Raw genomic sequence first — 11,209 nt, 5'->3', positions numbered from 1 at the left:
GTCCCGCTGCCTGCCAACGCTGAAGAAGAAGCGGGACCCCGGCTCAAGGCCGGGGTGACGAGAGTTCAGCTTCAGCAGGACAGCCTGGCGTTTAATAATAAGCGCCGTAGCCGTAGCTGCGGCCGTAGCCATATTCGTCGTTGAAGAGCTGGTAGCGGTATCGATTGAGGATCGTGCCGACCAGCGGCGTCGGCGAGAGGATGCGGATCGTGTCCTCCGCCTGCTTCTTGGTGCTCTTGCCGTCCTCGACGATCAGCAGGAAACCATCGATCCGCTGGCTGATGATCTGGGCATCGTCATCGGCGAAGATCGGCGGCATATCGACGAGCACGATCGTCGACTTGGGCATCGCGCGGATGCCCGCGAACAGCCCATCGCCGCGTGGATTGGTGAGCAGTTCGCCGGTCGCCACATCGCGGCGGAAGCCGGGGATGATCACCAGCCGCTCGTCGTTCACGCGGTGCGCGATCTGCCGGATATCCTTGATGTCCCCGGTAAGGAAATCATGGATGCCGTCATTCTCCTGCATCCCGAAACGGGGGCCGAGTGCTGGGCGGTGGAGATCGAGATCGACGAGACACACGTCGATTTCGGCGATCCGCGACAAAGCCGCGCCGAGATTGGCGGTGACGAATGTCTTGCCGACGTGCGGCGAGGCCGAGGTGACGCCGATGATCCGAATGTTCTGCTCGGTCGCGACCTTGGCGATCGGCGTTCGCAGCATCTTGAAGGGCCGCCCGCGCGAATCCGAACTGTTGAAGCCGAAGATCCGCTGCGCGGCGAGATCCTCCTGGCTCACCGTATAATGCTGGAGCTCTTCGTCGGGGCGGTAGAGCGGCACGGCTGCCTCGTCGGCGGCGATGGGGGGGGGCGTCATCGAACGGATTCCTGTTGCATCGCGATCAGCCGCCTTTGCCCGAGCGGCCGCGATTGCGCTTTTCGAGCCAGCGGATCAGCATGTGCGGCTTGCGGCCATAATCGGGGACGATCGCCAGCGGCGCAAAGCCCGTCGCCGCGCGCACCGCTTCGACCCCGCGGATCGGGCGCAGCAGCAGCTCGAACAGCAGGGCGAGCGCCAGCCCGAAGCCGAGCCCGGCCGCCAGACCGCCGCCGATGAGAACCTTGCGCTTCGGCTTGATCGGCACGTCGGGGACGATCGGCGGATCGGCGAGCGTGAGGCGTTCGCCCTTCTGCTCGCTCTCCATCCGCGCCGAAAGCTGCGCGCTCGCCGATCGCGTGCCGATCAGGCGATATTGATCGCGCAGCACCTCGGCCTGCTTTTCGAGCTGATCGACCTGCGCCTGGATGGCGGGGCCCCGCGCCAGCGCCGCCTGCGCGTTGGCCGATTGCGACAGCACCATGCCGCGCGCGCTTTGCAGCGAGGCGATCTGCGAGCGGTTAGCGGCGATCTGCGCCTGCACCAGATTGCCGGCGTTGTTGCCGCTGCTCTGCGATGCGGCGCGGATCGCCTCGAGCGTCGCCTTGGCGGCGATCACGTCGGGATGCGTATCCGAATAGCGCGAGCGCAGCGCGCGATAGTTTGCCTCGGCCTGGGCGACCTGCGAATCGCCGCCGCTGGCGCCGAGCTGCGCGGCGAGCTTGGTATTTTCGGACTGGAGATTGGCGATATCGGCATCGATGCGCGAGGCATCGGCGAGCGGGTTGCCCGTGCTGCCCGCGGTCATCGCCAGCACCGCGCCATTTTCCGACTTGATCTTGGTGATCTTGTTCTGGACCGCCGCGATCTGGTTCTGGAGATCGGAGGCCTGCTGTTCGAGCGAGGTCGCGGCCCCCGTCGCCTTGCTCTGCTGCGCGCTGGCGTCGACCTCGAGGAAGCGGTTGACGAACTGCTGCGTGATCGCCTGCGCCTTGACCGGATCGGGATAATCGAAGGCGATCCGCAGCGCGATCGTCTGCTTGCTGCCCATCATCGCGCGCAGCCCGCTCGCTTCCGAGGCGACGCCGCTGATCAGCGTGCTGTCGCGCATCTGATCGACGATCGTCGAGAAAGGCGCGCCCGATTGCTGCTCCTTGGGATAGAGATTGTTGCTGCGGATGAGCTGGATCAGCACCTGGCGGCTGAGCACGCGTTCCTTCGCGCGCGCGATCCGCTCGTCGATCAGATCGGCGATCGTCGCCTGATCGTTATCGGTCGCGACCTGCTGCGATTCGATCAGGACGGTGGCGCTCGATTCATACACTTTGGGGATCAGGAACGCCGCCGCCGTGCCGCCGATCGCGGCCAGGACCGCGGGCGCGATGATCAGCCAGCGCCGCTGCCAGAGGATCGCGGGCAGCGCCGCGAAAAGGTTCGGGCCCTGCTGTTCCTCGCTCTCCCGATAGGGGACGGTGGCCATCAGGATGTCCTTCCAAACTGGTAAGAGATGTCGGCGGTGCCGGTATAGCCGTTGACCTTGGTGCCTGGAATCACACCGATAGCGCCGATGTCGCGCCGCTGATAGCGCGCCGAAAAGCCCGCGCTGATCCGGGGCCTGATCGTGCGACGATAGCTGAGCGCCGCATCATAATAGCGCTGCGTGGCGAGCGCGATCCCCTTGGCGTTCGAGATATCATAGGTGATTTCGCCGTTGATCTGGCTGCGCGCGGAAAGCTTGTAGTTGATGCGGACGCTGCCCTGCGTGTCGTTGCGCAGCCCGCCGATACCGCTCGGCGCGCTCTGGCGCGAGCCGATCACGCAGATCGTGTAGCGCGGATAATCGCCGCACAACGATCCGTTGAAGCCGATCGTCTTGAACGAACCGCCGTTGGCCTTTTGCAGCACGCCGCTGACGCCACCCTGGAACGTCCAGGCCTGGCTCAGCTTCTGCGTAAGCTGGAGCCCGCCCTGAAAGGACGAGCTGCCCGGATAGCTATCGGATCGGATCTTCAGCCCGGAAAGCTGAAAGCCGATGCGGGTGCGCGCGTTGATCGTGCGCAGGTAGCCGAAGCTGCCGCCATATTGGGTATAGCTGCTGGCAACGACCGAATCGAAGCTGGTGTGGCTGGCGTTGACCGCGCCCTGGAACAGATCCTTGGCGTCCATCTGCCATGAGGCGTTGACGTCGCCCGCGAGCTGGCGGGAGTGCTGGCCGAGCGTGAGGACATCGCCGATCGGGACGAGATCGCGCGCGGTCGTGCCATAGTTCGCCGCCGGATTGGTCGTATCCGAATAGGAGACGTCCGCCGAGCCGGCGATGCGCGCGCTGATCTGCTGCTGCTGCGACAATTGCACCAGGTAATTTTCGGTGCGCCCGTAGATTTTGGTGCTTTGTGTAATGTCGGCCGTGCCGGAGAGCGTGGTGCGGCCTTTGCCGGTGAGCCGGGTGAGCACCGCATCGAGCCGGCCGCCGAACACCGGCGAATCCCCCGAAAGCCCGGTCCTAAGCTGCGGATTCCTGCCGTAGCCCGCGCGCAGATCGAAGGTGCCGCCGAAGAAGGTGGAAGCCGCCTCGGCGCTTCCCGAGAGGACGCCCGCACCGGCAACCGCCAGCGCGAGCGAAAGCGTGCTTCTCACGGGACGATGACCGTATCGCCCGCGTAGAGCTGCGGAATATCGGCGAGATCGCCGTCGCCGGCCTTGCCCTTGAGCAACCCGCCCAGCTTGGCCTTGATCGTGGTAAGCCGTCCGTTGACGTTGCGCAGCACGACGATGCCGCCGACGTCGGCGAAATCGGTCGGCCCGCCCGCCAGCGCCAGCGCATCGAGCACGGTGAGATAGCGCGTCGGCGAGAAGGTGCCCGGCGAATGGACCTTGCCGATCACCGAAACCTGCATCCCCGAAGGCGCCCGGACCGAGACGGTGACCTGCGGCGGCACGCCCTTATACTGGCCGGCGAGCAGCCTCGAAAGCTGCGCCTCGATCTCGTTCGAGGTATGGCCGGCGGCCATCACCGTGCCCGCGAGCGGGAAGGCGAACGAACCATCGGGGAGCACGCTGAGGCTGCGTTGCAGGCGTTCATCGCCCCACACGTAGATCTCGATAACGTCGCCCGCGCTGATCCGATAGGTCGACGTGGCGGAAACCGGCGCGGTGGCGGCGGGCTGCGCCGCCGTGGAGACGGGTGGGGCGGATGCGGGAGCCGGTGCCTGCGGAGCCGCCGGGGCAGGCGCGGTGATCGCCAGGGCGAACATCATAAGCACTGCCAAGGACATAGGGGACTTCATTCTGTCGCTCCGCTCCAAGACGCACCGGCAAACTTCGCCGTGCGGCGGCTGTATGGCGTGGTTACAGCATGGGTCAATGCCGGAGGGCCCTTGTTGTATGTTGTTAACATTGCGGAGGCCGGGCGCCCGGATATCACGATTTCTATCATGCGCCGATGGTTGAAGCGTTAAGGACGACACCCTAGGCAATCCGGCGTGCGGCACATCTTCCCGATCCCCTTCCCGCCGGAACGCGCAAGCCGGCCCGCATCCAGGCTGGCCGCGGTACTGGCAGCGCTGGCGCTGGCGTCCTGCGGGCAGAATATCCCCAAGGCCGATGCCTATGAGGCGCAAGCCGACGGGATGATGACCGCGCAGGCCTATCCGGTGGCGGTGGACATGCTCCAGAAATCGGTGAAATATGACAGCAACGAGCCGCGCCGCTGGGTGAAGCTCGGCCGCGCGCAGCGCGCCTTGAACATGCCGGCCTTGGCGGCGATGTCGTTCCAGCATGCGCTCGATCTCGATCCCGCGAACATCGAATCGCTCCAGAACCTGTCGATCCTCGAAGTGCGCGCGGGCCGCTACGACGATGCCAAGAGCTATGTCGACCCGTTGATGTCGCTCTCGCCCGACGACGTCGCCGGGCTGCTCGCGCTGGGCGCGATCGCGCTTTATCAGAAGCGGCTGCCCGAAGGATTGGGCTATGCCGAGCGGCTGATCAAGATCGCGCCCTCCAGCCTCGGCGGCTATTCGCTGAAGGCGCATGTCCTCGATGCCATGGGCCGGCCGGCGGCGGCGGCAAAGGTGCTGGCGCAGCAGGCGCTGTTCAACCCCGACGACAAGGATCTCGCGCTCCAGTTGCTCACGCTTTATCAGCGCGCCGGGGACGTCGAGGGAGTTCGCACCACCGCGATCAATCTCGCGCGGCTGGTGCCCGACGATCCCCGCTACCAGATGGAAGCCGCCCGCGCCTTCTTCGCGCGCGGCGACCGGGCCAAGGCCGACGGGATCATCGCGGCGATCGTCAGGCGCTACCTCTATCATCCGGACATCATGCTGGCCGTGGCGCAATATTGGCAGGCGACGATGCCCGCCGATGCCGCGATCGCCCGGATCACGGCGCTCGCGCAAGGCGCCAACGGGCGGACCAAGGCGGGGCTCTGCGACCTGCTGGTCAGGCTCGGCAAGGTGCAGGCCGTGCTCGCGATGCTGAAGCCGATCGCCGCCGACGAAGTCAGCGCGGGCAATGCCGACGTGCTCGCTTCCTATGCCGGCGCCTTGTTCGTGACGGGCAAGCTCGACCAGGCAAAGAAGATTGTCGATGATGTGCTGACCTTCGACGGGCAGGTCGATACCGCGCTGATCGTCCGCGCGCGGATCGCGCTGATGCGCAAGCAATATGCGGCGGCGCTGACCGACGCGCAGCTCGCCGCGACCGATAATATCCAGAATGCCCAGGCGGCGATCCTCGTGCCGCAAATTTATGCGGCGTGGGGCAATCGGTTGCTCGCGGGCCGCACCTGGGGCGATGCCCAGGCGCATCTGCCCGATGACGTGCTGGTGCTGGGGGAGCGCGTCAAATGGCTGCTCGCGACCAAGCAGGCGGATATCGCCAAGGGCCTTACCGCCGATTTCTCGCGCGGGCATGCGCGCAATCCCCAGGCATGGCTGCTCTACCAGCAGGCCTGCGTGGCCGCGAAAGACGACGATTGCGCCGCACGCGCCGCCGCCGCGCTCGCCGCCTTGAAAAAGCGCGGCGGATGACCGGTTTGACCCCCCGCGACCCCGCGCCTATCGGCCTTGCCGAACCCAAGGAGTCCGAATGCCGGTCAAGCTGATCCGCCCCCGCCGCTTCGGAGACGATCGCGGCTGGTTCGTCGAGACATATAATGCGGGCCGCTATCCGGAGCTCGGCGTGCCCGTGACCTTCGTGCAGGACAATCATTCGATGTCGCGCGACGTCGGCACGCTGCGCGGCCTCCACTATCAGGCACCGCCCAACGGGCAGGACAAGCTCGTCCGCTGCGTGCGCGGTGCGATCTGGGACGTGGCGGTAGACGTGCGCAAGGGCTCGCCGACCTTCGGCAAATGGGTCGCCGCCGAGCTGACGGCCGAGAACGGCCACCAGCTTTTCGTGCCGATCGGCTTCGCGCACGGCTTCGTGACGCTCCAGCCCCATACCGAGGTCGAATATAAATGCAGCGCGCTCTATGCCCAGCAGAGCGAGGGCGGCGTGATCTGGAACGATCCCGCCATAGCACTCCCCTGGCCGCTGCCGCCCGGCGGACCCAAGCTTTCGCCCAAGGACGAAATCCTCACCGCCCTCGACGAAGCGAGCAGCCCCTTCGCCTATGACGGCCAGCCGCTGGAGCCCATCGACGCATGACCGAGACGACACCTTTACGCATCCTCGTCACCGGCGGCGCGGGCTTCATCGGATCGGCGCTGGTCCGCCACCTGATCCGCGACACGCCGCATACCGTGCTCAACGTCGACAAGCTGACCTATGCGGGCAACCTCGCCAGCCTCGAGCCGATCGCCAACAGCCCCAAGTACGGCTTCCTGAAGGCGGATATCTGCGATCAGGCGGCGATGTCGGCGGCGATGGCGGAGTTCAAGCCCAACGTGGTGACGCACCTCGCCGCCGAGAGCCATGTCGATCGTTCGATCGACGGCCCCGCCGCGTTCATCGAAACCAACATCGTCGGCACCTTCGCGATGCTGCAAGCGGCCCTGATCTATTGGCGCGGGCTCGACGACGACGCCAAGGCCGGGTTCCGCTTCCACCATATCTCGACCGACGAGGTCTTCGGCACGCTTGGGCCGGAGGGCTTCTTCACCGAGGAGACGCCCTACGATCCGCATTCGCCCTATTCGGCGTCGAAGGCCTCCTCCGACCATCTCGTCCGCGCGTGGCACGATACCTATGGGCTGCCGGTGATCGTCACCAACTGCTCGAACAATTACGGGCCGTACCATTTCCCCGAAAAGCTCATCCCGCTGATGATCATCAAGGCGCTCGCCGGCGAGGCGCTGCCGGTCTACGGCAAGGGCGCCAACGTGCGCGACTGGCTGTTCGTCGAGGATCATGCGCGCGCGCTGACCACCGTGTTCGAGACGGGTGCTGTCGGCGAGAGCTACATCATCGGTGGCCGCGCCGAGAAGACCAACCTCGAGGTCGTCCACCGTATCTGCGAGACGCTCGATGCGGTGCGCCCGCGCGCCGACGGCGGGAGCTACAAGGCGCAGATCAGCTACGTCGCCGATCGCCCCGGCCACGACGCGCGCTACGCGATCGACCCCAGCAAGCTGGAGCGTGAGCTTGGCTGGACGGCACAGGAGAGCTTCGAGACCGGGATCGAGCGCACGATCCGCTGGTATCTCGACAACGAGGCCTGGTGGCGACCCCTGGTCGTCGAGAAGGGTGCAACGACGCGGGCGGGGCTGAAGGGGTGAGGCCTCTCGCCAAGACCGTTCGTGTCGAGCGTAGTCGAGATACGTTCCCACCTCTCGCCCTTTGCACGTCCCTCGACTTCGCTCGGGACGAACGGGCGAGAGCGCAGGCATGAATGCCATCCTCGTCACCGGCGGCTCCGGCCAGATCGGTCGATCGCTCAAGCGCCTCGCGCCGGAGGGCTTCGAGCTCGTCATGCCGACGCGTTCGGAGCTCGACATCTCCGATCCTGAATCCTGCGCCGAATTCGTCGCCGCGCGCGATTGGGCGGCGGTGATCAGTTCGGGCGCCTACACCGCGGTCGACAAGGCCGAAGCCGACGTCACCGCCGCTTGGGAAGCCAATGCGATCGGCCCCGCGGCGCTCGCCGCCGCGACCGCCAAGGCGGGCATACCCATCCTCCACGTCTCGACCGATTATGTCTTCGATGGCTCGCGGCCCGGCTTCTATCGCGAGAGCGATCCGGTCGCGCCGATCGGCGTCTATGGCGCCTCCAAGGAGGGCGGCGAGCAGGCGGTGCGCACCGCCAATCCACGCCACATCATCCTGCGCACCGCATGGGTGGTGAGCCCGTTCGGCAACAATTTCGTCAAGACGATGCTGCGGCTCGGCGCCGAGCGCCCGCAATTGCGCGTCGTCGGCGATCAATATGGCTGCCCGACATCGGCGCTGGATATCGCATCGACGCTGCTGGCGCTGCTCGATCATGCGACGCGCGACGCCGCGCCGCCGTGGGGAACCTATCAGTTCGTAAACGCGGGCGAGGCGAGCTGGCATGCGCTCGCCTGCGCGGTGCTCGATCGCGCGGCAACGCACGGCCGGCCGCGCCCGGAGATCGAGGCGATCGCCACCTCCGATTATCCGACCCCCGCACGCCGCCCCGCCAACTCGCGCCTCTCGACCGCGAAGCTGGAGCAGGCGTTCGGGATCGCGCCGCGTGCCTGGCAGGCGGCGATCGACGACATCGTGGACGAACTGGTGGGAGCGCAAGCGTGAAGGGAATCATCCTGGCCGGCGGCACGGGCACGCGGCTCCATCCCGCGACGCTCGCGGTCAACAAGCAGCTCCTGCCGGTCTACGACAAGCCGATGATCTATTTCCCGATGTCGGTGCTGATGCTCGCCGGCATCCGCGACATATTGATCATCTCCTCGCCCGAATATCTCGACAATTATCGCCGCCTGTTCGGATCGGGAGAACAGTTCGGCCTGCGCATGCAATATGCCGTCCAGCCCAGGCCCGAGGGCCTCGCGCAGGCCTTCCTGATCGGCGAGGATTTTCTGGAGGGCGGACCCGCTTCGCTGGTGCTGGGCGACAACATCTTCTTCGGCGCGGACCTCGGCGAGCGGCTGAAGAAGGTCAAGGAACGCGAACGCGGCGCGACCGTCTTTTCCTATCGCGTCGATCATCCCGAGGCCTATGGCGTCGTCGAGCTCAGCGAAGACGGCCGCGCGCTTTCGATCGAGGAAAAGCCCAAGCAGCCCAAGAGCCATTACGCGGTGACGGGCCTCTATTTCTACGACGACCGCATCGTCGATCTCGCCAAGCAGGTGAAGCCCTCCCCGCGCGGCGAGCTGGAAATCACCGATCTCAACCGCTTCTACATGGAGATGGGCGAGCTTTGGGTGGAACAGCTTTCGCGCGGCCACGCCTGGCTCGATACCGGCACGCATGACAGCCTGCTCGAGGCCAGCGAGTTCGTCCGCACCGTCCAGCATCGCCAGGGCATGCAGATCGCCTGCCTCGAGGAAATCGCCTTCGTCAACGGCTTCATCACCCGCGACGAGCTGCGCGCGCACGGCAGGACGTACGAGAAGACGCGTTACGGCCGCTATCTGCTCGACATCGCCGACGAACGCGTCTGAACTCCGCGCCCGAACGAGAGGAGTAGCGCATGGAACATCTCACCCGCCCCGAAGGCAGCCAGCCCGAGGATTTCAACGTCACGCGGCGCGGTGCCGCCGGGCTGTTCTTCGCGGGCTATGCGGTCGCCGCTTTCTCCGCCGATGCCGCGCCGATCACGACCCCCGCCGACGGGCTGGTCATCGAGACCGCGACGATCCCCAACGGCGCGCCCACGCCGCTGCCCGCCTATGTCGCGCGGCCCGCCAGGCCCGGGCATCATCCCGCGATCGTCGTGGTCAACGAGATTTTCGGCATCCACGACTATATCAAGGATGTCTGCCGCCGCTTCGCCAAGCTCGGCTATGTCGCGGTCGCGCCCGACTTCTTCTACCGCGCGGGCGTCGACCTGCCCGCGATCTCCGACCGCGCCGCGCTCATGAAGGTCGTCGCGCAGGCGGGAGACGCGCAGGTCGACGGCGACGTGCGCGCGACGACCGCGTGGATCAAGGCGCAGCGCTTCGCGGCGCCCGCCAAGATCGGCATCACCGGCTTCTGCTGGGGCGGCGCGGTGGTGTGGCGCGCGGCGATCAGCGATCCCGACGTGCGCGCGGGAGTCGCCTGGTACGGGCGGCTGGGCGGCATCCTGCCCCGCGCGGCGGAGGTCAAGGCGCCGGTGCTGGGCCTCTACGGCGGCAAGGATCAGGGCATCCCGCCCACGGACGTCGCGGCGATGCGCGATGCGCTCAAGGCGGCGGGCAAGACGGGATCGGACCTGATCCTGTATCCCGACGCCGAGCATGGCTTCCACGCCGATTATCGATCGAGCTACAATGAAGCGGCAGCGGCCGACGGATGGAAACGCGCCCTCGCCCACTTCAAGGCGAACGGGGTGGGGTGAGCCTTTAACCTTTTGCGCGTCATGCCAGCGAAAGCTGGCATCTCGTGCGGCAAGGGCACGCTCCTGCCTTCGAGACCCCAGCCGTCGCTGGGGTAACGATTATTTGTTGAGTGCGACGCTCACGTTCATGCGCGCGATCTGCTCGGGTGTCGCCTCCGCCTGGTGGGCGGCTTTCCAATCGGCATAGGGCATACCGTAGACCAGCGCGCGGGCGCTTTCGCGATCGAGCGCGGGATCGGCCTCGCTCAGCCAATCGGACAGGCAGTTGCGGCAGAAACCCGCGGTGCCCATGATATCGACATTCTGCACGTCGGTGCGATGGCGAAGGTGCCCGACCAGCCGGCGGAAGGCCGCGGCGGCGGTGCGATCGTCGAGGGCTTCGATATCCATCGCCGCGCCGTGGCGCAGCGACTCCGGCCGGGTCAAGCCGAGCGGCGCATCCCATGCGACACACGCTCTTCGTACAGCGCGAACAAAGTATCGAAATGCGCGGCCATCGTGCGCGGCGTGGTGTGGGGGTGCGGCCGGCCGTTGGCGCGATCGGCGAGCAGGCGCAGGATCGCCTCCGTGGCGGCGGCGGGGTTGGTCGCTTCGTAGAGATAGCCGCGCGCGGCGCGGGCCTGATCCGAGGCGCCGCCCATATCGGGGGCGATGATCGGCAGGCCCGATGCGATCCCCTCGGCGGCGGCGAAGCAGAAGGTTTCCGCCTCGCAGCCGTGGATCAGCGCATCGGCGCTGGCCATCAGGCTGGCGAGCGCGGGCCGATCGGCGATCGGCTTGAGGGCCACGATATGCGGGTTGCCGGCGATCGCCTGCGCGGTGCGCGCGCGGGCCTTGCCGCCGCCGACCAGCACCAGCCCGACCGG

At 66.6% G+C, this 11,209-nt stretch carries 12 protein-coding genes; 6 read left to right on the top strand and 6 right to left on the bottom strand.

Annotated features, from left to right (window positions below; all coding sequences use genetic code 11):
* Positions 1–91: 91 nt before the first annotated feature.
* From HUU94_RS06350 to HUU94_RS06335, 4 genes are read right to left on the bottom strand one after another with little or no spacing between them, the layout of a single operon-like run.
* On the bottom strand, positions 92–877 hold the full coding sequence (locus tag HUU94_RS06350) for a CpsD/CapB family tyrosine-protein kinase (protein ID WP_174274260.1): 786 nt from the start codon (positions 875–877) through the stop codon (positions 92–94).
* Between the two features lie 25 nt (positions 878–902).
* On the bottom strand, positions 903–2,357 hold the full coding sequence (locus HUU94_RS06345) for a GumC family protein (protein WP_174274259.1): 1,455 nt from the start codon (positions 2,355–2,357) through the stop codon (positions 903–905).
* Positions 2,357–3,514, bottom strand: coding sequence for a hypothetical protein (locus tag HUU94_RS06340; RefSeq protein WP_174274258.1), 1,158 nt, complete (start codon positions 3,512–3,514; stop codon positions 2,357–2,359). The genes HUU94_RS06345 and HUU94_RS06340 overlap by 1 nt, the downstream gene beginning before the upstream one ends.
* Positions 3,511–4,134, bottom strand: coding sequence for a polysaccharide biosynthesis/export family protein (locus HUU94_RS06335; RefSeq protein ID WP_254602003.1), 624 nt, complete (start codon positions 4,132–4,134; stop codon positions 3,511–3,513). The genes HUU94_RS06340 and HUU94_RS06335 overlap by 4 nt, the downstream gene beginning before the upstream one ends.
* Positions 4,135–4,359: 225 nt before the next feature.
* On the opposite strand from HUU94_RS06335, the gene HUU94_RS06330 reads away from it, so the two are divergent.
* The 6 genes from HUU94_RS06330 to HUU94_RS06305 all read left to right on the top strand — a co-directional run bounded on the left by HUU94_RS06330 (position 4,360) and on the right by HUU94_RS06305 (position 10,343).
* Complete coding sequence (locus tag HUU94_RS06330) at positions 4,360–5,910, top strand: tetratricopeptide repeat protein (protein WP_174274257.1); 1,551 nt, start codon at positions 4,360–4,362, stop codon at positions 5,908–5,910.
* A gap of 58 nt (positions 5,911–5,968) precedes the next feature.
* Complete coding sequence (gene rfbC / locus HUU94_RS06325; protein ID WP_174274256.1) at positions 5,969–6,532, top strand: dTDP-4-dehydrorhamnose 3,5-epimerase; 564 nt, start codon at positions 5,969–5,971, stop codon at positions 6,530–6,532.
* Positions 6,529–7,602 carry a dTDP-glucose 4,6-dehydratase gene (gene rfbB, locus HUU94_RS06320; protein WP_174274255.1) on the top strand — a complete coding sequence of 358 codons (1,074 nt, stop codon included), beginning with the start codon at positions 6,529–6,531 and terminating at the stop codon, positions 7,600–7,602. The genes rfbC and rfbB overlap by 4 nt, the downstream gene beginning before the upstream one ends.
* A 109-nt stretch (positions 7,603–7,711) precedes the next feature.
* Positions 7,712–8,596, top strand: coding sequence for a dTDP-4-dehydrorhamnose reductase (gene rfbD / locus HUU94_RS06315; RefSeq protein WP_174274254.1), 885 nt, complete (start codon positions 7,712–7,714; stop codon positions 8,594–8,596).
* On the top strand, positions 8,593–9,465 hold the full coding sequence (gene rfbA / locus HUU94_RS06310) for a glucose-1-phosphate thymidylyltransferase RfbA (RefSeq protein WP_174274253.1): 873 nt from the start codon (positions 8,593–8,595) through the stop codon (positions 9,463–9,465). Before rfbD ends, rfbA begins: the two co-directional genes overlap by 4 nt.
* Before the next feature lie 29 nt (positions 9,466–9,494).
* A complete protein-coding gene (locus HUU94_RS06305) occupies positions 9,495–10,343 on the top strand; it encodes a dienelactone hydrolase family protein (protein WP_174274252.1) in 849 nt (282 codons plus the stop codon).
* Between the two features lie 99 nt (positions 10,344–10,442).
* Here the strand turns inward: HUU94_RS06305 and HUU94_RS06300 are convergent, their stop codons facing one another.
* Positions 10,443–10,733 (bottom strand): DUF1244 domain-containing protein, encoded by a 291-nt coding sequence (locus tag HUU94_RS06300; protein ID WP_174274251.1) that lies wholly within the window; start codon positions 10,731–10,733, stop codon positions 10,443–10,445.
* A gap of 32 nt (positions 10,734–10,765) precedes the next feature.
* A partial coding sequence (locus HUU94_RS06295; protein WP_174274250.1) for a glycosyltransferase occupies positions 10,766–11,209 on the bottom strand: 444 nt, incomplete at its 5' end.

The organism is Sphingomonas bacterium, from assembly GCF_903644055.1.
In the GTDB taxonomy this organism is placed as follows: domain Bacteria; phylum Pseudomonadota; class Alphaproteobacteria; order Sphingomonadales; family Sphingomonadaceae; genus Sphingomonas_I.
Note: the sequence above shows the minus strand (reverse complement) of the source record. Positions and strands in the feature narration are given on the sequence as shown.

Bases quoted from the DNA above. Each gene is read 5' to 3' on its own strand.
- HUU94_RS06350 (WP_174274260.1), bottom strand. From the start codon at position 877: ATGACGCCCCCCCCCATCGCCGCCGACGAGGCAGCCGTGCCGCTCTAC.
- HUU94_RS06345 (WP_174274259.1), bottom strand. From the start codon at position 2,357: ATGGCCACCGTCCCCTATCGGGAGAGCGAGGAACAGCAGGGCCCGAAC.
- HUU94_RS06335 (WP_254602003.1), bottom strand. From the start codon at position 4,134: ATGATGTTCGCCCTGGCGATCACCGCGCCTGCCCCGGCGGCTCCGCAG.
- rfbC (WP_174274256.1), top strand. From the start codon at position 5,969: ATGCCGGTCAAGCTGATCCGCCCCCGCCGCTTCGGAGACGATCGCGGC.
- rfbB (WP_174274255.1), top strand. From the start codon at position 6,529: ATGACCGAGACGACACCTTTACGCATCCTCGTCACCGGCGGCGCGGGC.
- rfbD (WP_174274254.1), top strand. From the start codon at position 7,712: ATGAATGCCATCCTCGTCACCGGCGGCTCCGGCCAGATCGGTCGATCG.
- HUU94_RS06305 (WP_174274252.1), top strand. From the start codon at position 9,495: ATGGAACATCTCACCCGCCCCGAAGGCAGCCAGCCCGAGGATTTCAAC.
- HUU94_RS06300 (WP_174274251.1), bottom strand. From the start codon at position 10,733: ATGGATATCGAAGCCCTCGACGATCGCACCGCCGCCGCGGCCTTCCGC.